Annotated in this window: 19 protein-coding genes; 15 read left to right on the top strand and 4 right to left on the bottom strand. The window is 58.4% G+C overall.

Translation table 11 applies throughout. From position 1 onward, the window contains the following. Positions 1–129: 129 nt before the first annotated feature. The gene (locus EE949_RS29400) at positions 130–393 is read right to left on the bottom strand and encodes a hypothetical protein (protein ID WP_164666706.1); all 264 of its coding nucleotides are present in this window, start codon (positions 391–393) and stop codon (positions 130–132) included. Positions 394–536: 143 nt separating this feature from the next. Here EE949_RS29400 and EE949_RS06050 point away from each other — a divergent pair, with 143 nt between their 5' ends. Beyond that, the gene (locus tag EE949_RS06050) at positions 537–1,871 is read left to right on the top strand and encodes an OprD family porin (RefSeq protein WP_122663443.1); all 1,335 of its coding nucleotides are present in this window, start codon (positions 537–539) and stop codon (positions 1,869–1,871) included. A 69-nt stretch (positions 1,872–1,940) separates the two neighbouring features. Here EE949_RS06050 and EE949_RS06045 read toward each other — a convergent pair whose 3' ends face one another. Together EE949_RS06045 and EE949_RS06040 are read right to left on the bottom strand one after the other, a co-directional pair. Then, positions 1,941–2,543, bottom strand: a complete 603-nt coding sequence (locus tag EE949_RS06045) for a ferritin-like domain-containing protein (protein WP_122663442.1) — start codon at positions 2,541–2,543, stop codon at positions 1,941–1,943. 341 nt (positions 2,544–2,884) lie between these two features. Next, the gene (locus EE949_RS06040) at positions 2,885–3,157 is read right to left on the bottom strand and encodes a DUF2790 domain-containing protein (RefSeq protein ID WP_122663441.1); all 273 of its coding nucleotides are present in this window, start codon (positions 3,155–3,157) and stop codon (positions 2,885–2,887) included. A 285-nt stretch (positions 3,158–3,442) separates the two neighbouring features. Here EE949_RS06040 and EE949_RS06035 point away from each other — a divergent pair, with 285 nt between their 5' ends. From EE949_RS06035 to EE949_RS05990, 10 genes are all read left to right on the top strand, one after another. Further along, positions 3,443–3,835 carry a cupin domain-containing protein gene (locus tag EE949_RS06035; protein WP_122663440.1) on the top strand — a complete coding sequence of 131 codons (393 nt, stop codon included), beginning with the start codon at positions 3,443–3,445 and terminating at the stop codon, positions 3,833–3,835. Continuing rightward, positions 3,828–5,330, top strand: coding sequence for a methionine--tRNA ligase (locus tag EE949_RS06030; RefSeq protein WP_122663439.1), 1,503 nt, complete (start codon positions 3,828–3,830; stop codon positions 5,328–5,330). The genes EE949_RS06035 and EE949_RS06030 overlap by 8 nt, the downstream gene beginning before the upstream one ends. Positions 5,331–5,345: 15 nt before the next feature. Next, positions 5,346–6,479 carry an NAD(P)/FAD-dependent oxidoreductase gene (locus EE949_RS06025; RefSeq protein ID WP_122663438.1) on the top strand — a complete coding sequence of 378 codons (1,134 nt, stop codon included), beginning with the start codon at positions 5,346–5,348 and terminating at the stop codon, positions 6,477–6,479. Next, the gene (locus EE949_RS06020; protein ID WP_122663437.1) at positions 6,476–7,510 is read left to right on the top strand and encodes an ABC transporter substrate-binding protein; all 1,035 of its coding nucleotides are present in this window, start codon (positions 6,476–6,478) and stop codon (positions 7,508–7,510) included. The genes EE949_RS06025 and EE949_RS06020 overlap by 4 nt, the downstream gene beginning before the upstream one ends. Continuing rightward, the gene (locus tag EE949_RS06015; RefSeq protein ID WP_122663436.1) at positions 7,507–8,823 is read left to right on the top strand and encodes a SidA/IucD/PvdA family monooxygenase; all 1,317 of its coding nucleotides are present in this window, start codon (positions 7,507–7,509) and stop codon (positions 8,821–8,823) included. Before EE949_RS06020 ends, EE949_RS06015 begins: the two co-directional genes overlap by 4 nt. 1 nt (position 8,824) lies before the next feature. Then, complete coding sequence (sbnB, locus tag EE949_RS06010) at positions 8,825–10,843, top strand: 2,3-diaminopropionate biosynthesis protein SbnB (protein WP_122663435.1); 2,019 nt, start codon at positions 8,825–8,827, stop codon at positions 10,841–10,843. 11 nt (positions 10,844–10,854) lie between these two features. Further along, positions 10,855–12,600: an FAD/NAD(P)-binding protein gene (locus tag EE949_RS06005; RefSeq protein WP_122663732.1), complete on the top strand. Its 1,746-nt coding sequence runs from the start codon at positions 10,855–10,857 to the stop codon at positions 12,598–12,600. Positions 12,601–12,655: 55 nt separating this feature from the next. Further along, positions 12,656–13,288: a LysE family transporter gene (locus EE949_RS06000; RefSeq protein WP_122663434.1), complete on the top strand. Its 633-nt coding sequence runs from the start codon at positions 12,656–12,658 to the stop codon at positions 13,286–13,288. A gap of 128 nt (positions 13,289–13,416) precedes the next feature. Further along, positions 13,417–14,571, top strand: a complete 1,155-nt coding sequence (locus EE949_RS05995) for an iron-containing alcohol dehydrogenase (RefSeq protein WP_122663433.1) — start codon at positions 13,417–13,419, stop codon at positions 14,569–14,571. Further along, complete coding sequence (locus tag EE949_RS05990) at positions 14,561–15,724, top strand: serine hydrolase domain-containing protein (RefSeq protein ID WP_122663432.1); 1,164 nt, start codon at positions 14,561–14,563, stop codon at positions 15,722–15,724. The genes EE949_RS05995 and EE949_RS05990 overlap by 11 nt, the downstream gene beginning before the upstream one ends. On the opposite strand, the gene ftrA is transcribed toward EE949_RS05990, so the two are convergent. Further along, complete coding sequence (gene ftrA / locus EE949_RS05985) at positions 15,725–16,678, bottom strand: transcriptional regulator FtrA (protein WP_122663431.1); 954 nt, start codon at positions 16,676–16,678, stop codon at positions 15,725–15,727. Between the two features lie 134 nt (positions 16,679–16,812). Here ftrA and EE949_RS05980 point away from each other — a divergent pair, with 134 nt between their 5' ends. The 4 genes from EE949_RS05980 to EE949_RS05960 all read left to right on the top strand — a co-directional run bounded on the left by EE949_RS05980 (position 16,813) and on the right by EE949_RS05960 (position 20,349). Then, a complete protein-coding gene (locus tag EE949_RS05980) occupies positions 16,813–17,418 on the top strand; it encodes a DJ-1/PfpI family protein (protein WP_122663430.1) in 606 nt (201 codons plus the stop codon). A 186-nt stretch (positions 17,419–17,604) separates the two neighbouring features. Continuing rightward, positions 17,605–17,889: a LysR family transcriptional regulator gene (locus EE949_RS05975; protein WP_122663429.1), complete on the top strand. Its 285-nt coding sequence runs from the start codon at positions 17,605–17,607 to the stop codon at positions 17,887–17,889. An 11-nt stretch (positions 17,890–17,900) separates the two neighbouring features. Next, positions 17,901–18,458, top strand: coding sequence for a LysR substrate-binding domain-containing protein (locus EE949_RS05970; RefSeq protein ID WP_240350346.1), 558 nt, complete (start codon positions 17,901–17,903; stop codon positions 18,456–18,458). A gap of 847 nt (positions 18,459–19,305) precedes the next feature. After that, on the top strand, positions 19,306–20,349 hold the full coding sequence (locus EE949_RS05960; protein ID WP_122663731.1) for an alpha/beta hydrolase family protein: 1,044 nt from the start codon (positions 19,306–19,308) through the stop codon (positions 20,347–20,349).

Below are 20,349 nucleotides of genomic sequence, written 5' to 3'. Positions count from 1 at the left end.
ATGCGCTGTTGATCGGCATTCAAGGGCCCAATAGACCAGAAACTGCCCGGCGACTCCAGCGTTGAGTACCCCATCAGGATAAAAAATCAAAAAAAAGCCACCGCACAAAAGTGAGGTGGCTATAAAGTTTTAACCAAAGGAATGATGAAGTGGGAGCATCAATCTGGCGCCCTCTGATGCGGATTCAGAGAGCGATCGAATACGTTCTTCATCGCCGCCCACACTATCATCGCTGGAAAGATTCAGACTATTACGATAATTGATAGTGACTATCATCAAACGAAGAGGCGCCGGAAGTTTCAAAGGTGTTAAAAACTCGCGGGCAGGTGAGCAAACCTGTCCTTTCGAATGGGCCTCTGGAGCTTGAACAGAATCGTCAGAATTCTTGATCATTCCTGTATGTCAATAATGTTTGTACTCATTTTTGTTTCTGCCGTATCTCATCGCTTATCGGGCCTCATGTCCCAAGACTGGCCATTCTTGCTGTAGCCTTGTTGCGCGAAAAACGATAAGCAATATTGAAACAGGGGAAAGAAATGAAGTTTCTGAAGTGTAATCTCATCACGCTGGCGGTCTCACTGGGAGTGAGTCAACTGGCATCGGCGGCCACCGTCAGCGATCAGTCTGAAGCCACCGGATTTGTGGAAGGCAGTAGCCTCAACCTCAATCTCAGAAACTATTATTTCAATCGTGATGGCAAGAACCGCAATGGCGATCGCGTAGGCGATCAGAAGGACTGGACCCAGGCCGTGTTGGGTAATTTCAGTTCCGGATTTACTCAAGGCACTGTGGGGTTCGGGGTCGATGCCTACGGATACTGGGGCCTGAAGCTGGACGGCGGCGCCGGGACCAGCGGTACCGGGAACCTGCCGGTGAACCGCAATGATTCACCAGAGAATGAATACGGCACTGCGGGCGGCGCAGTGAAATTACGCATTTCCAAAACCGAATTGCGCTACGGCAACCTGCAGCCAACAGCGCCGGTATTCGCTGCTGGCGGGACAAGACTGTTCCCGCAAACAGCAACCGGTTTCAATCTGCTGAGCAGTGAAATCGATGGCCTTGATCTGGATGTCGGGCACTTCACCGGCAGTAACGGCCCGGTGACGACCAACAATGATCACGGTTTGCATGCGGCCTACGCAGATGTCGAGTCAAGTAGCATTGATTACGCAGGTGGCAAGTACACCATTAACGACAATCTGACGGTCAGTCTCTACGGTTCGGATCTCAAGGATGTATGGCATCAGTACTATGCCAACACCAACTTGACGCTGCCGCTTGCTGATGAGCAGTCGCTGAATCTTGATTTCAATATCTATCGCACCACCGATTCGGGCCAATCCAAAGCGGGTGATATCAGCAACACTACATGGTCGATGGCTGCCGCTTATTCTTTCCTGACGGCTCACACAGTGACACTGGCCTTCCAAAAAGTTAATGGCGATACGCCATTTGACTATGTTGCTTTCGGTGATAATTCGGCCGGTGATACAGCGGATTCGATCTTCCTCAACAACTCCGTGCAGTACTCGGACTTCAACGGTCCGGGAGAAAAATCATGGCAGGCGCGTTATGACCTGAACATGGCGAGTTATGGTGTACCCGGCCTTGGCTTCATGGTCCGTTACGTCAAGGGATATGACATCGACGGCACCAACATGCCCGCCAATACCCAGTATGGCGGTTACGGTGAAGATGGTAAGCACCACGAGACCGATGTCGAAGCCAAGTACGTGGTCCAGACCGGACCTGCCAAGGACCTCGCATTGCGTCTGCGTCAGTCCTGGCACCGGGCAAATGCCGATCAGGGCGATACCGATAACAATGAATTCCGTCTGATCGCTGACTACCCGATCAATATCTTCTGATACCCGGTACCTGTCGCCAGGCAGCCGTAGCGTCTGCCTGGTTTTTATCGGTCTGGTCTTTCACTCATGTCAGCGGCGAGCACTGTGCGTTACAGGCTTCGGCGTTTGCTGATAGAGCGCTGGCGGCACGGCATTCGCGCGGCTGGCGGGAATATTCAGCTTGATGGCGTGAATGATCGTTTGCGCCTGGGCGAGAATTTCGGTGACCAGGGTGGCTGTCGCGTAGTCCCCATAGCGGCTGGCGCGCTGAGTCACAGGCTGAAGCTGTCGGGCAAATGACCCCAGCTCTTGCGCGCGGCTGTGTATGTTATTCAGTCCGTCTGCAAAGGGCACCTCAGCACAATGCTGAATCGGTGCCCGCATCGAAGCCAGCAGCACGCGCTCCGGCATACCACCGAAATCCTTGATACGTGCACACAGGTACTCAATGTGAGTGGTGGTCGCTTCGGCCAAGCGATCAAACGGCTGCTTCATGACGGTAAAGCCCGGGTTACGCAGATGATGCTGAATATTTTTCAACTGATCGAGCAACTCGACATGCGTACTCAGGTGCCGACGCATCAAATCAACCAGTTCAATACGGGCGACTCGACTCAGTGAAAAGTGTGCGCCGTATGCGCTGACACGACAGTCGGTCCAGTGAGTGCGTTCGTGATTCATTGCGTTCGTCATGCTCAACTCCTGCGCGTTTATAGTGCTGAAGTACGCAGATTAATTAAAAGTTCTCGCACGGTCTGTGCTACCTGCAGTCAGCGGATTAGCGCCTGAGTGTGTTCCTTGTATACCTTGGTTTGATCCGGTTGAGATAAACAGGCCCCACTAATACCGGGCAAGGGAATAGTGTGCCGACGGCCCTGGTTAATAAACTTCATCTGAGTGCTTATGAAGGGCGGGCCATTATTGTTCACAACGTGCAGTGGGTGGCTTAATTAAACCCAACACGAAAAAGGCCACTGCAGGGAACTGCAGCGGCCTTTTCTTGCGTCGCTAAACATGAGTCAGGGCTCATGAGATCAACCATTCTGGCAATTGTTACCGCCGCTGATGCGGGTGTATTGCAGGTTGTGCTCAACGCCTTTGCTGTCCAGATACAGCATGTGCGCCTGGACGGGGCCGCAGGTGGTGCTCTCGGCAGAAGTCACTTTGAGGACTTTGGCAATATCCAGATTTTGCGAGTAGTTGTAATCCACTGCAGGGGGCACTGGTGCGTTGTTATTGACGGAGTCGTTAGCCGAAGCAAACACCGAGAAAAACGAAAGGGCGGCGAACAGGGCAAAGTTTTTCATGTGAATCTCCACTGAGTATTAATTCGGAATACCTGCAAAGCTTCAAGGTTTGCTTTGCTGTTGAAATGAATTCTAGGCGCGTTATGGGTCATGCAAAAATGGAGGCTGTCGATAGACGCCATCACTGCAACTGATACTTGGCGGGCGCGATAAGTAAAGGCGTAATAAAACGCTTCTGAAATCTAAAAATTCGATGCGCAACATTTATTCTATCAATGGATCAGATAGCCAACTTCCATCGTCGATTGCATGCTCCTGGCCATCACTTCGCCACGGAGGCTGGCCATGCAAAAGTTCGAAATACTTCGCTCAACCCGTTTCGACAATCTGGTTCATGAATACGGTCTGGACGGCAGTCGTTTGCTCCCTTGGCAAGGCTACCCGATGCCGTTTGCCGGCGGTTGGTGTGTGGTGCGGCCCGGCACTCGCAGTGAGCCGCATACCCAGATCGATCAGGAGATATTCATCGCCATCAAGGGCCGCGCACGGCTGGTGATTGGCGAGCGAGAGCTGGAGTTTGGCGTGGGTGATATCGCGGCGATTCCCAAGCACACCGATCATTACATCATCAATGATTCACCCGAGGACTTTCATTTATACGTGGTCTGGTGGGACATGAATTACGTCAACGACTTCGTCGCTCAGCACAACGAGACTACGGGGTGCCTGAATGACTAGGTTCGTGGTCACCATCACCCCACCGACGCCCAACGGCGACTTGCACATCGGCCATATCGCCGGACCGTTTCTGGGCGCTGACGTGTTCACCCGTGTGCAACGCCAGCGAGGTCATGACTGCGTACTGGTTTCCTATTCCGATGACTACCAGTCTTACATGCTGCGCAAAGGCCTGGAGCAGGGCGTTGACCCTGTCGAGCTGGCGGTGCGCAATTCGGACCGAATTGAAGCGTCACTGGCGGCGATCAATATCAGGCCCGATAACTGGATGCGGCCGCAGGGCAATGCATTCTTCGCTGACGCAGTGCGTGAGGTGTTCGACAAGGCACGCGATGCGGGAGTCATCGAGTTTCGTGATGCCAGTGAAGCGTACTGCGCGAGCTGTGATGTCTGGGGCTACGAAGCCTTTGCCCGTGGACTGTGCAATTACTGCGGTGCCGAATCCGACGCTAGTCAGTGCGAAAACTGTGCTCAGGCACCGGACTCGATACTCATGACCGCGCTGCACTGCAAACTCTGCAGCCAGCCTGTGAAGTGGCGCAACAGCCATCGCGCATTTCTCAAACTGGCGCTGTTCAAACCGGTGTTGCGCGACCGTTTGCTTAATCGCAGATGGCGCAAGCCGCTGAATAACTGGCTGGTCGAGACCCTTGAGCACTTGCACGACTGGGGCGTCACACGGCCCGGCGATGCCGGACTGGACCTGGCCGAGGGTGATTCGTGTCGTGTCCATACCTGGTTCATGGGGCTGGCCGGTTACATGGCTGCGTTTCGTGAACATGCGGCGCAGATCGGCAAGCCACACCTGTTCCAGCAGTACTGGCAATCAGGGCAGGGTACGCTGGTGCACTTTCTTGGTTTCGACTGCGTGTTCAGCCACGCAGTGGTCTATCCGGCCCTGTTATCGGTGCTTGATGAGTTAGACGCACGCCAACTGTTCATGCCCAATCAGTTCCTCAAACTCGACGGCCTCAACCTGTCCACCAGCCGTAACCATGCGATCTGGGTCGCTGATCTGGTCGCTCAGGCATGCGCCGACAGCGCTCGCCTGTATCTGGCCAGCGTTGCACCGGAGGAGTGTGAAGGCGATTTCCGTCTGCAGCATTTCCTGCAGTGGCGCGCGGAGGTGTTCGATGATTTTTTCCCGGCGTTGCTGGAGGCCGGTGCGCGGCAGGGCGGCAGCAGTTGGTGGAACGGGATGTGTGGCCCTGACGCAGGCTTGCTTGAAGCGTTGCGCCTGCAATGGATCAAGGCCGTTCAGCCAGAACTGTTCTCGATGAAAAGCATGGCGGGGGTGCTACTCGACGTGATCGCCATCGCCACAGCCCGCCTGAGCGAAGGGCGGCAGGTCGACCACTTCGCTGCCTTCATCGCCGTAACGGGGCAGGCCCTGATTCCCGACACGGCGGCGCGTGTTGCCGAGGCATTTTCGCTGCCGCTGGACAGAGTCAGCGCGACGATTCTTACCGGCTCGGCCGCTGAATACTGCATCTGAACGGACTCATCACTCATGTTTATGGACTATGACGTCGCAGTGATTGGCGCCGGGATTATCGGCGCAAGTATTGCGGCCCGGCTCAGCAGTGCCGGAATGGCGGTTGCCCTGATCGAAAAAGGCGTGGTCGGTGCTGGCGGGGCCAGTGGCTTTTCGGGTGGTCTGGTGCGCCTGTACGACCCTGATCCGTTGTTGATGGACCTCGCAGCGTTTTCCATCGGCCAGATACACAACGGTATTTTCGCGAGTACTTACGCCAGAGCGTTGCAGCGTAGCGGTGCGATTTACTGCGCTGCGCCCGAGCAGACGGACGCGCTTCAGCGCGCAATTGAACGACACGCCAGCGCTGAATACCCCATGCGCCTGATTGCAACTCAGGAACTCAACGGCATGCCATTCGCGCCGGTTCCGGAAGGTGAGCGGGTCATTCTTTTCGAACCCCATGCCTGCGTCGGTCATGTACGGCTGGCGACGCATCTGCTCGCTGACGTGGTGCGCAGCAACGGCTTGTTGCTGGAGCATTGCGAGGTGCAATCGATTGCTTGCCACTCCCGACACGAGGTTCATATCGGGCTGGGCGCCAGTACGCTGCGCTGCCGTGCATTGGTGGTGGCGGCGGGCGGGTGGAGTCGTCAATGGGTGCCGGAGTTGACGCTGGAGACCCGCTCGATTCCCCTGGCCAGGGTGCTGACCGACGCAGATTGCGATATGCCGATCATAGACGCGGTCAGCCAGAGTTATCTGATCCCGCTGACGCGGCATATCGCGCAGACCGGTTGCGGTTTTCGCGATATTCGAGTGTCCCCGAGTGAGCTGCCGCCCACTGACGCGCGTAATCAACAAGATGCGGCGAGGCGAGTACGCCAACTGACCGGCTGCACTCATTCACAGGTGCTGGATGTGTTGCCGGGGTTCGATAGCTACAGCCCTGATGGCAGGCCTTTGCTTGGATTTATTGGCGAAGACAGCCCGCTGTTTCTGGCCACGGGCATGTCCGGCCTTGGCTTCAAGTTTGCTCCGGGCATTGCCTGTATTGCGTTGGAACAGGTGCAGCGACATCTGCTGAATACACCACTCGATCAAGACTGGTCGGCACTCTCGCCACTGCGAGCCATGCTGCCTGACGCAGCGGTTGGGGTGCAGCCATGAAGAGGCTCAAGGTCGGCGTGTCTGCCTTGTTCGATCCTGCTGACACTCCGCACGCCCGGACCTTTCTGCGGGCGCTGTGTGTGGCGCGCAATTTCATTCCGGGCCTCGCGCACGTGCAGTGGCACTTTCTGGATGACGGTGCCGACCCTGTGCGTGCCGAAGAGGTCGCCCGTGAAATGGTCGCGGCCAGCGTTGATCTGGTGGTTGGGCATTTTTCATCCGACGCGGCGCTCAGTGCGGCGGCGGTTTATCGGCAGGCGGGTATTGCACTGCTGACCCCTGCGGCGACCATCGATTGCCTGACGCGTGACCACCACAACGTGTTTCGCTTCTGCCCATCGGATCGCCAACTGGCCAGGGACTTAGTGGGCTGGATCAGGGCCAAAGGCTGGAAAACCCTTCATGTCGTCGCCGATCAAAGTGCTCATGGGCGGGCGCTTGCCAAGGGTATCGCTCAGGTGGCAGGCGATTACGGCGTAGCGCAGACCGATGAGCGTGAACAGGCGCAGGTGGAGGTTTTTGCCGGACGCCTGCGCAGCAGCCGTGACCATTGGCGGCAACGTCGCGCCAGCGGCAGCCTGAGGCCGCTGATTTTCACTGATGACGCGGCCTCGCGCTGGCTGGGTAACGCCGCCGTCGACGATTCCACGACCTGGGTTATCGGTTTCGGCCATCCCGATGATGACTCAGATCGTTGCCACGGCACCGTCCAGCACCAGGCGCTGTTCGAGACGGCCCCCGAAACCTACTACCGGGAGAGCCTGCTGCTGTTTCACGTGCTGGGAGTGCTGGCGAACCGTGAGTGGCGCCGCGCCGATCTGCTTCAGGCCCTCAATCACACAACGTTCAGCACGCCCTTGGGCGACGTCAGCTTCGATCAAGGTGAGCTCAGAGGCGCCTGTAACCGGCTATGGCAGGTCGGTCCCCACGGTCTGCGCGCGGTAACCGGATCGTGCGCTGAAAACGGGTCCAGCGATTCGACAACGCCCTCAACCCTCATGCCTTCAACACTATGGATGGAACGCAAATGAACGCATCAACACCCGGAGTCGCTCACGCAGACGCCGTATGCATCGGCTTTGGCCCGGCAGGGATCGCGCTGTCGTGCGTATTTGAAGACGCACGGGAAGTTGGCACGCCGCCAGGCGACCTCTCCCTGTGTTTTCTCGAAGCGGCTCACGAGACTCACTGGCATCGTGAGTTGTTGCTCAGTGGCACCGACATCAACCACCACGTCTTTCGTGACCTGGTGACACCGCGTAATCCGCGCAGTCGGTTTTCGTTTGCGATGTACCTCAAGGACAAAGGCCGCCTGTTCGATTTCGGCTTGCTCGGGCGTCCCGCCAGCCGTCATGAGTGGTCGGACTATCTGCGCTGGGTCTCGGCGCAAGTGGACAGCCACACACACTTCAACGCACCGGTCAGGGAAATTCTGCCGGTGATCCGCGATGGCCGCCTCAGCCTCGTGCGGATCGAGACGCAGAAGGGCAGTTTCGAGACCCGTAACATCGTGCTGTCCAGCGGCAGCACGCCGCGCATACCCGAGCAGTTTTCCGGCTTGCCGGGGGCAACGCTGTTTCACACTTCGCAGTTTCTGACCCGTTTGCAGGCGTTTGGTAACTCCCTGCCCAAGCGCTGGCTGGTACTCGGTTCGGGGCAGAGCGCCAGCGAGTCGGTGCTGGAGCTGATCTCCCGTGACAGCGATCTTCTCGTGCATTCGGTGCACCGTTCTGCGGGATTCAAATTGACCCAGTTGGGCCAGTTCCCCAATCGGGTTTTTGCCCCGGACCACGTCGATTACTTCCACAGCCTGGCCCCTGAGGCCCGCCAGCAGTTTTTGCAGTGGAGCAGTTCGACCAATTACGCCGGGATTGATCCGGATGAAAGCCAGAAGCTGTTTTCCGTGATTTACGAGGACAGCATTGCCGGGCGTCAGCGTCTGCGAACCCATGCCTACAGCGAAATCAGTCAACTGGAAAAAACGCCTGACGGTTACCGGGTCACCCTGACCGATACCTTCAGTTTGCTCAGTCAGGTCGTGGAGGTGGACGTCATCGTGCTGGGCACTGGCTATCAGCAGCCTGTGCTGCCGCCGCTGTTGAGCAACCTGCAGCCCTGGCTCAAGGCCGATCTGGATGGCGGGCTGGTGATCGATCGCGATTATCGCGTGGCCACTCAAGGGCAATGCAACGTGAGGGTGTGGGTCAACGGCCTTTCGGAACGCAGCCATGGCATCAGCGACAGCCAGTCTTTTTCGCTGATGGCATTGCGCGCCGGGCGCATTGCTCAAGGCCTTGAACGGGCTGTACAGGCGCAAACCCACAAACCGCTTCTGGCTGAATGACATGACCCCTACCTACAACAACATTTCCGATATCGTCCACGACCAGACCTTTCTCAACGTCAAAGGCGTTGGGCCTGAGTTCTTTTTGAAGCTGGAATCTCTCAATCCGGCGGGCTCAATCAAGCTCAAGACCGCCGTTGGCCTGGTCGATGATCTGTGTGCTCGTGGCCAGATCAACCCGGATACGGTTCTGATCGAGTCGTCGTCGGGCAATCTGGGTGTCGCGCTGGCGATGATCTGCGCTGAGCGCGGGATCAGGTTCACCTGTGTGGTCGACCCCAACAGCTCCAATCACAACATCCGCTTGATGCGCACGTACGGTGCCGAAGTGATTCAAGTCGATGAGCCGGATGCCAACGGGGGATTCCTCGGTACGCGCATCGCGCTGATACGTCAGAAGGTTGCGGCTGACTCGCGTTACGTCTGGCTCAACCAGTACGAAAACGCTGCCAACCCTCGTGCGCATGCGCGAACGACAGCACAGTCCATCGGCCGGCATTTTGGCCACGTGGACTATCTGTTTGTCGGCGCAGGCACCACAGGCACGCTGATGGGCTGTGTGCAGTATTTCCGCCGCCATCACCCGGCCACGGTGATTGTTGCAGTGGACAGCGTCGGCTCGGTGACCTTCGATACGCCGCCCGGCAAGCGCTTTATTCCGGGTCTGGGCACCAGTCAGCGGCCGCCGATTTTCAATGCCGAGGGCATCGATTATCTGGAGATGGTCCCCGAAGAGCGAACCATCGCCATGTGCCGTGTGCTGGCGCGCAGCAAGGGGCTGTTGGTGGGTGGATCCACCGCCACGGTCATTGCCGCAGTACACGCCTGGCGCGAGCGTATTGAACCCGGTTCTGTAGTGGTCGCGTTGTCGCCTGACTGGGGGGAGCGATATCTCGACACGCTCTACGATGACTTGTGGGTGGAGCAACGCTTCGGCGGTCAGGTTCTGCAGATGAAGCTGGACGACCTGTCGATTGAACCCTCGCTGACCACCGATCTGCGTAGCGAGCGGCTCAAGCAATCGGCGTTTCATGTGGTCGACGGCAAAACCGTTGCGCAGATTCTTGCTGAAGATCCGGTGGCGTGCATCGACGACGTTCAGCAGGCTTATCTGGAGCATCACGCCGGGCGCAGCATTAACCCCGACAGCTATTTCCTGCGCTTCCCGCACGCCCCGGCGAATCGAATTATCGCCTTGCCCGCCAGCTTGTCCGGGGAGCAGCCGGTCAGTGGCATCAAGTGGATTTCCAGCTTCCCCGGCAACATCGACACCGGCCTGCAACGCGCCTCGGCGGTTTTGCTGCTCAACCATGCCCGTACCGGATACGCCTACGCCTGCCTGGAAGCGTCCCGGATCAGTGCGATGCGCACGGCAGCGTCGGCAGTACTGGCCACCCGTTGGCTGAGCAGACAACACAGAAAGATCGCTCGCCTGTCTGTGGTGGGGGCGGGATTCATTGCCAGAACAATCCTCGACATGTTCGTCAGCGATGGCTGGCAGATCGATACGCTTGACGTCTTCGATGTGCATGCCGGTTCAGCGGCCGCGCTGATCGGTCATGCCACTGTGCAGCATGAGCTGGCCTGCCAGGCAGTAGACCTTGATACGGCATTGCAGGCCGACGTCGTGGTGTTCGCCACCACCGCACCGAGTCCTTATGTGATCGAACAGCGATTTCGGCCTGAGCAGATTCTGCTGAACATTTCCCTGCGCGATCTTGGCCCGGAAATCATCGCCGAGGCCAATAACATTGTTGATGATGTCGAGCATTGTCTGAAGGCCGGGACATCGCCGGATCTCGCCGTGCAGCGTTATCAGAGCCGTTCGTTTATCACCGGTACGCTGGCGCAACTCATGCTCGGTGATGTGGAGGTCAGCCCGGACAGGCCTACGATCTTCTCGCCATTCGGGCTGGGCGTGCTCGATCTGGCGGTGGGCAAGCGCGTTTATGAGCGCGCGCTGGAGCAGGGCAGCGCATTGCCGGTCGCAAACTTCTTCTTCGAATCGAAGCGCTGGTGATGCCCATGCCAATGAACATCGACGCGAAACGCATCTCTATCATCGGCATGGGGTCCCGAGGCCTCAGTGTGCTGGAGCAATTGATCCGTGCGGCCCGAATCAATCCCCAAGAGGTTTTGGTTATCGAGCTGTTCGACCCGCAGCCGCCCGGTAGCGGTCTACATGCGCCCGAGCAGCCTGACTACCTGATGCTCAACACCATGGCGGGCCAGTTGTCGGCATTCTCCTCGGCCTTTCCAGTGTGGAAAGCCGGTGATCCTCCTGGCCTGACGTTCTTGCAATGGTGCACCGCTGAGAAGCTACGACTGGATGAGCGTGGCCATGTCAGCAACAGCCACGCGGGAAGGCCCATCGGGTTTGGTGACTTCGTACCGCGCAAGTTGCTCGGTCGTTACCTGCGTGATTGCTACCGCTACCTGTTGCGGTTATGCCCGGCGCACGTGGACGTCCGCCATCACCGGGGCATTGTGACTGGCTGTTGCCCGACGCCTGGTGATCGGGGCTTTTATCTGCACACCGCTGACGGGCAGCGCTGTGAGGCCGATGCGGTTTTCGTGACGACCGGACATACGCCGCAACCTGCCGTGCAATGTACGGGTGATCGCGTCGCGGTTGAGGGGCTGGGATTGAGCGCAATGGACTGCATTGCAGCGCTGACCGAAGGCCGGGGCGGGCGCTTCGAACGGGACGACAGCCTGGCGGGCTGGCGTTACACGCCTTCAGGGCTGGAGCCGCAGATTGAGCTGTTTTCCCGTTCGGGCCTGCCCTTTCATTGCCGACCGCAATGGACTCCGTCAGCGGTTGTGCCGCAGCGCATGTTCTTCACCGCTCAGGCCATCGCAGTGCAGCGTGAAACCTGCTGCGATGGCCGGCTGGACTTCGTTCACCATGTGCTGCCGCTGATCAAGGATGAAATGCGCGGGGCTTTTTATGTCGCCATGGCTCGTCTGCAACAAGCTGAGCGAGCAGAGGACGTTCGCCGGGTACTTCAGGGGGCGAGCAGCGCTGAAGCACGGTCCGAAGTATTCGCAACGCTGGCTGAGGCGTTTGGCGGGTTCGATCCGCAGGACTATTTGAATACCCAAGGCTGGCAGGGCGATCCGCACACTTACCCGCATTGGTTTCGCGAATGGATTGCCAATGATCTGGCCCGCAGCCGCCTTGGGATCGAAAACAGCCCGCTCACGCAGGCGCTGGAGGTCTGGCGTGATTGCCGCGACCTGTTGCGCCTGGCGGTGGATCACAACGGCCTGAGTGATTGCTCGACCCAGGCGTTTTACGGTGAGTGGGCCAGGCTCGGCAATCGTCTGGTGGGCGGACCGCAGAAGGAGCGCTACGAGGATTTGCTGGCGCTGATCGATGCCGGAGTGGTCAGGCTGCTAGCGCCGATGGCTATCAATGAGACCGATAACCTTGAGGTCGATAGCCTGGTCCGGGCCCGCAATGCTCACAGCGGCTTGAGCCAGAACCGTTGCGCCTTGATTGACGACTTGCTGAGGCAGGGATTGATCAGGATGGCTCATCCGTACCCGGCGGATGGCGTCGCCATTGATACCTCAAACCGCGCCATACGGCGTGACGGGACCGTCAACCAGCACCTCTGGGTGCTGGGGCCCGCAGTCGAAGGCAGCCGTTTCTACAACCATTACGTGCCGACACCCGATCCGGCCTGCAAGGCGCCGCTGGAGGCGCATGTTGCGGTGCAGGCCTGTCTCAGGGCGCTGCATGCCGAAGCCCCCGGTTGCGCTGTGCATTAGCCCCGGCGGTTGAACGCCATCACTTGAAACTCTCCGTTAAAAAAGGATTATCTCCATGGTCGAGATCACTTTGCTGACCGCGCTCGCTGGCGCTTTTATCGTGCTGATTATCAGCCCCGGCCCGAACTTTCTGGTCATTACTCAACTGTCATTCAGCCAGTCCAGGCAACAGGGGATCTGTGCCGGGCTGGGCGTCGCGTCAGGCAGCATTATCTGGGCGTTGCTGGCCTGTACCGGCCTGGGTCTGGTGTTCCAGCAATTGCCATGGGCGCAACCCGCGTTGCAGTTGCTGGGTGGCGCGTATCTGATCTGGCTGGGCAGCAAGAGCCTGCGCAATGCTGGCGCACAACCCAAGCCGCGCAACCTTGGCGAACTGGGCATCGGCAGCCTGGGAAGGGCCTACCGCTTCGGTTTGCTGACCAACATGACCAACCCCAAGGCGCTGGCCTTTTACACCAGCGTTTTCACCACAGTGTCGACGCCTGGGTTGCCGACGTGGGTGCGTGTTGCCGGGGTATCAATCATCGCGGTGCTGGCCATTTCATGGTTCGTGCTACTTGCCACGCTGTTTTCCATTCCCGCCGTACAAGCCCGCTATCAGCGCATGAAAAAGACCATCGACATCATTACCGGGTTGTTCATGGTCGCTTTTGGTCTGCGCTTGCTGATTGGTCTGTGGCCGGTCTGATCAGCGGATTTCACACAGAACCCGTGGGACCGAATTTATTCGGGAAGAGGCCATTAAATTCGCCGCCTTTTTGCCGTCAGGAATGCCGCCTTCCCGGACTCTCATTCATTTGAACAAGGACGAACACCATGCAAAGCAATGATTGGCACTATCCCACTTCAATTCGGGTGGGGCCTGGCCGGGTAAGGGAATTGGCTCAGGCTTGCGAAGTCAGCGGCATCCGGCGGCCACTCATGGTGACCGACCGATTCCTCGGTGGTACCGACATGATTCAACAGGCGCTGGCCGACTGCCGCGGAGCACTTGGGCATTGCGGTCTGTTTGATCAGGTCAAAGGCAATCCAACCGGCACTAACGTGGCTGAAGGGCTACACGCCTACAAGGCGGGTGGGCACGACGGGGTGATTGCTTTCGGCGGTGGGTCTGCGCTGGATGCCGCCAAGGCCATCGCCCTGATGTCCGGGCAGACGCGCCCGCTGTGGGATTTTGAAGACATTGGTGAAAACCACTTGCGTGCTGACCCGCACGGTATTGCCCCCATTATTGCGCTGCCGACCACTGCCGGGACTGGCTCGGAAACAGGCCGTGCTGCAGTAATCACCGATGAGCAGGCACGGGTCAAGCGCACCATTCTGCATATCCGGATGATGCCGCGAGTGGCCATTCTTGATGCCAACCTGACCCTCGGTTTGCCGGCTCACCTGAGCGCTGCAACCGGTGTAGATGCCTTGACTCATTGCATGGAGGCGTACTGTTCGCCGGTCTATCACCCGATGGCCGAAGCGGTGGCGGTCAAGGGCATGCAGATGATCAAGCAGTTCTTGCCACAGGTTGTGGCTGACGGCCGTGATGTACAGGCGCGGCAGGAAATGCTCGTTGCTTCCTGCCTGGGCGCCGCTGCCTTTCAGCGCGGACTTGGTGGTGTGCACGCCATTGCCCAGACACTCGGCGCGTTGTATGACCACCACCACGGGTTGCTCAACGCGATTCTGCTGCCTTATGTGTTACAGGCCAATCAGCCCGCGCTCGGTCCGCAAATGGAGGAACTGGCCTTGGCGCTTCGTCTTTCCAAGCCCGGGTTTAATGGGGTGATGGAATGGCTGCTGGCGTTGCGTGAGCAGATCGGCATCCCGCATACCCTTGGCGAGTTGGGTATCGATGAACGTGACGCGGAACTGATTGGCGAAATGGCGTTTGCCGACGGCTGCTCGCATACCAATCCGATCCGCCACTCAGCGCAGACGTATGCAAAGATATTCTGCAAGGCCGTTCATGGCCATTGATCAGCGTTTGATCATCGATGAGGCAACGATCAAACGCCTCGATACAGTCTGGCAGGGCGCTGTCGAGCGGGGGCGGATTGTCGGAGGCGTGTTGTTGCTGGCGCAGGATGGGGTGGTCCGTTATGCATCTGCCCGGGGCTGGGCAGATCGCGAGGCAGAGATTGCCGTCACCCGTGAGCACCGTTTCAGGCTTGCGTCGTTGACCAAACTGATCACGTCAGTTTGTGTTCTGCGCCTGCAAGAGCACGGCATGCTGCGCCTGAATGATGCGGTAACACGCTGGCTGCCGGATTTTGTGCCAAGGCTGGTCAATGGCGTGGCCCCGATCATCACATTGCGCCATTTGTTGTCCCACACCTCAGGGCTGGCGTACGGCTTCGGCTTGCCTCGCGGCAACGCCTACGAGCAGGCCGGAGTCAGTGACGGACTGGACATCGTGGCCTTTGACCAGGCTGAAAACCTCAAGCGACTGGCCAGCGTTCCTTTGCTGTTCGAGCCAGGCAGTGCATGGTGTTACTCAGTCGCCACCGATGTACTGGGGGTGGTCATCGAACGTGTCACCGGCATGACGTTGCCCGAGGCAATTGCCCATTGGGTAACCCGGCCGCTGGGTATGAGCGCCAGCGGTTTCCACGTCGCAGGTCCGCAAGCCCTCGCCAGTGCCTACAAGGATCATGCGGATCTGCCCACACGTATGGGGCGCACTGATGAACTGCTTCTGGAAAACGGCAGGGCCAGAGTTTCGGCCTGCCGTCATACAAACCCGCAAGCGTGGCCGTCTGGCGGTGCAGGCATGGTCGGCAGTGCCGATGATTATTTGCGGTTGCTGGAGTGCTTGCGACAAGGGGGCGCGCCGTTATTGAGCCATGCGAGCACGTCGGGATTGCTCAGTAATGCGATTGGCGATGTGCTCATCGAGGGCAGGGGACCCGGCTGGAAATTCGGCCTCGGTCCTTTGTTATTGACTGATCCGGCTCAGGCCGGGCAACTACAGGGGGTTGGAACCTGGTCGTGGTGTGGCGTGTATGGTTGTCATTATTGGGTCGACCCGCAGGCTGGGGTGAGCTTGATAGCGATGACCAACACCGCCGTCGCCGGTGCCTGGGGCGAGTTTCCGGATGCGCTGGTCGCGGCGATTTATCGCCGCGACTGATCAAGCCCGGGTGAATTGCTTGCGATAGCTGCTGGGGCTGATACCCACCATGTTGCGGAAGTGGCGGCGGAATGACTCCTCGGAACCGAACCCCGCGACGTCCACGACTTCGGTCAGGCGCATGTTGGAAGACTCCAGCAGTTCCTTGGCGTAAGCGATACGTTCGCCCAGCAGCCAGTCATTGGGGGTCAGGCCGGTACTTTCCATGAAACTGCGATGCAGCGTGCGGGTGCTGACGGCCGCGTGGTCGGCCATCTCCTTGATACTGTGCGGGCGTTTAAGGTCACTTCGAATCCAGTCCATCAGCTTGGAAATTGGCCCTTCGCTGGACGACACCAACTGGCGTGAAGCGTATTGCGACTGACCACCTTCGCGATGGGGCGGGATCACCATTCGCTGTGCAACCATGTTCGCGACCTTGGCACCATGATCGTTGCGTACCAGATGCAGCATCATGTCCAGGCCAGCAGCAGAACCCGCTGCGGTGACGATCTGCCCCTGATCGACATACAGCTCATTGGGCTGAATCGTCAGCTCTGGGTACATGCTGGCCAGCAGGTCGGTATAGCGCCAGTGGGTGGTGACGCGTTTACCTTCCAGCAAACCTGCCGCGGCCAGTACAAATGCACCGGTACAGATCGAACAGATGCGTGCACCTCGGGCATGAGCGGCCTGCAACTGGGTAATCAGCCTGGCTGGGACCTCCGATTCGACGCCGCGCCAGCCGGGCACAATGATCGTGTCGGCATTCTCCAGCAGCACTTCGCCCGGAGTAGGCACGATGGTAATGCCGCCTGCGGCGGTAATCTCGCCTTCATCCACCGGGTACGTGGCGAACTCGTACCAGGTGACTCCCAGCTCAGGCCTCTTCAGGGCGAACACTTCTACCGTGCAGCCAAATTCAAAGGTGCACAGCTGGTTGTAGATGAGGGCGACGACGAGATGATTTTTCATGGCACGATGTTACCGGATATTGGCATTTCCGCCAGTAGTGCGGTGCAAATGTACTGGTTAACCTGAAGCCCTGAAATCAGGCGGTTGCCTCAACATTTGCCAGCGGTCGCCGGTGCGATCCAGGGAGTACGTTCGTGTCTATCAACATCGGTATCTACGTCTATGACGACGTTGAAGTTCTTGACTTCGCAGGTCCGTACGAAGTCTTCACCACCGCGACCCGCATGCATTTGCGCAAAAGCCGCGATGACCGGGCGTTGTTCAACGTATTTACCATTGGTCGCACAACCGACCCGATTCGGGCCCGTGCCGGACTTAAAGTCGACCCGGACCACTCGATCAATGACCACCCCGTGATCGACTGCCTGATTGTTCCGGGAGGCGTGGTCAATGCCGAACTGGAAAAGGCTGACGTGATTCGCTGGATCACCGGCCAATGCGCGCCTGAGCGCGTCGTGGCGGCAGTCTGCACGGGTGCCTTTCTATTGGTCAAGACCGGCAAGCTGGCCGGTAAGCAGGTGACCACTCACTGGGAGGACATTGACGACTTGAAGGAGATGTTTCCTTCGGTGGACGTCCTCAGCACGCTGCGTTGGGTCGATGAGGGCGCGTTCGTGACGTCGGCCGGTATTTCCGCTGGCATCGACATGAGCCTGCATCTGGTGGAGCGTCTGCACAGTCGCGAGCTGGCGGAGCGTACTGCGTTGCAGATGGATTTCGACTGGACTGAAAACGACTGACGCTGACTGCGTTAAACATCTGGCTGACGTGGTCGGCCAGATGACTGCCTGCTGACCTTCGTGATACACGCCAGACCTCCCACCGTTTTTCGCAACAAGCTGGCACATCAGGCTTGCGGCGCGCCACTATCTCCCTCCAACGTGCAGTCCAGAGCCTTCAACGCTTACGCTAGAGTGCAGGAAATAATGAATACCCATTTCTTCAAAGTCGTCCAGACCGTTGCTGTCCACGGTTCCTTTTCGGAAGCTGCGGCGATTCTGGGGTGCAGCCAGTCGAACATCAGTTATGCCATCAAAGAAGTCGAAGACTATTTCAATAAGCGCCTGTTCATCCGCAGCCGTGCCGGTTGCACGTTGACCCCTGAAGGTCAGGTCATCAGCCGGACGCTGGACAGTCTGCTGGCGACCCTGGAGCAACTAAAAAAAATGAGCTCAGCGGCAGCGTCACGATTCGTTATTGCAATCATATAGACGAGACGTCGCTGGCCGGGTGTATCGAGACCATGACCCGTTTGCATCCCGGTGTGCATATGAACGTTGTGCATGGCAGCGAACAGCATCCAGGCCTGGACCTGCTGCGCAGGGAGGCGGCGGATATCCTTATTTTGCCGAGTGCTGTGCTGGATGAGCATCATGTTGAACACGTGCGATGGGCAGATGCTTATGTGTTGGTGGCTGCGCGAAGCCGTTCGCTGACGCCGCGTCCGTTTCATGAGCTGTGCGAGAGCGTCCGTTATGTTTCCTGGCGTCATGCCGGTGTGGAGCGTTTGCACGGTCAGTTGGCGGCTGCTCAGGTTCGTCTGAGTCACCGTGGTGAGCTCAGTTGCGTTGCGACGTTGCTTGATCTGGTTGGCAAGGGGCAGTGCATGACTATTTTGCCCAGTCGTTTGTTACCGGAACCGAGCGCTTTGTACGAGTGCGTGCGGTTGCCGGTTGCGGTTGAGCGCAGTATCAGTGTTGTCGCCCGGCCGGGGTCGTTGCTGTCCAATGCAGCTAATGAGGTGGTTGAAGTGCTGAAGAGGTTGCCGGTGGGTGGGTGAGCGGTTTTTGCGTGCATATCCGTTATTGGAGTGATGGCTGCTATTGGCGCTTTTACAGCGCGTCACTTTTGATTCCGGAAGCCGGTCCAGCCAAAAGTAAGCAAACGCAGCAGTATCGAATTCCGGCCGGCGTGGTTTAGCGGGGCGCCCAAGATCAAAATCAAAAGCAGCGGTTGCACCGCGGACCGGTAGGAGCGAACTTGTTCGCGAGACGTCATCACGGCCAACGCTTTTCGTCGTCTGATGAACTGCTTCGCAGCCTTCGGCAGCTCCTACAGAAGCCCGGCAAGTTCGAACAATCAGGTCGGCTGCCAGGCCGCCGCGCTTTTGATTTTGATCTCAGGCGCCCCGTTAAACCACGCTGGCCGAACGCAGATCTGAAACCGTGGGTAACCCGGCAGGACGCCGGGTTAGCCGCATTGGGCCATGGATGGCCCGTTGCGGCGGCCCACGGTTTTAGATCTTCGGGCGGGAATTCCGAGCCTAGGCGAGGGACCGAGTGGTGGGGCAAGAGCGCTTTGGTTACTTTCGCGCTTTTCGAAAGTGACCCGCCGTAAGGGCGGAACAATAAAGCAGCCGTTACCGCGGAAACGGATATGTACATAGGTCAGCTGTAACACAAAGCACGACTATCATGTCCACATAGGCAAGACCAATCACCGCTGGTGCGCCAAGCCATAAATTTCCCGCCAATTTTTGGCCCAACTTGTGCACTAATTTCAAAGTCGCGACTCTGATACCTGTAAGCAGTTGTTACCAGTGCTGGCGACAGAGCATGACGCTCGCTCCAGACCGGGTCACGCCGCTGGATGGTTTCCTTTCGGACCTGCATAGGTTGGATCGCCCGATGGTACGTCTTTGTGCACTATTGCTGGTGTGCCTGACCCAAAGCCTGATTTCAGTGCAGGCTCAGGCCGACGACACCTGGAGTGTCGGCTACCACCGCCTCAGCTTCCCTGATCCGCTCGACTCCCAGCCGATGCAGGCAATCGCGTTCTATCCCTCCACAGCCGTTGAGCAGTCGAGCAGCATTCAAGGTTACACCGTAGAGGCAGGGCTCGAAGCACCCATAGCATTGGGCCGTTTTCCGCTCGTGCTGCTGTCCCATGGCAATACCGGAACCCCCTTGGCACTGCATGACCTGGCCACTTCATTGGCAAGGCAAGGGTTCGTCGTCGTGGCAGTCATCCATCCCGGCGACAACACCAACGACCACAGCAGGCTGGGCAGCGTCAGCAATTTGTACGGGCGCCCCCTGCAAATCTCCGAAGCGATTACCAATGCGCTGCTTGATCCGGCACTGGCGCCTTACATCAGTGCCGATCAGGTCGGCGTCATTGGCTACTCGGCAGGAGGCGAAACCGCCCTGATTCTCGCTGGCGCGCAGCCTGACCTCCAGCGTCTGAAAAACTACTGCACTGAACGCCCGGACGATCGGGATGCCTGCAAGACCGGAGGCGAGTTGCTGCTGGATCGCGACGATCTGCATCCCCAGGCCGATCCGCGAGTGGGCGCGCTAATGTTGATGGCACCGCTGACATTGATGTTCGGCCGCCATACGCTGGCAGACGTGCATGTCCCGGTGTTGCTGTATAGCGGTGACGGGGATGAGCTGCTCGCGGTGGATCAAAATGCAGAGGCGTTGGCGCGTAAATTACCGCAGACGCCGGAGTACAAGCTATTGGCCGGGGCAGGGCACTTCGTGTTCATGGCGCCGTGCAGCGATGAGCTACGCGCGACAGCGCCGGTGATATGCAATGACCGTGAAGGGGTCGACCGGGAAGATATCCATCGCAACCTCAGTGCAGAGGCCGTGCGCTTCTTCGAAGAAGCGTTGGGCATGCCTGAATTGCGCAACAGTGGTTTGCAGACTGCCCATCAAGAACCCTGA

The organism is Pseudomonas viridiflava, assembly GCF_900602065.1.
Classification (GTDB): domain Bacteria; phylum Pseudomonadota; class Gammaproteobacteria; order Pseudomonadales; family Pseudomonadaceae; genus Aquipseudomonas.
Note: the sequence above shows the minus strand (reverse complement) of the source record. Positions and strands in the feature narration are given on the sequence as shown.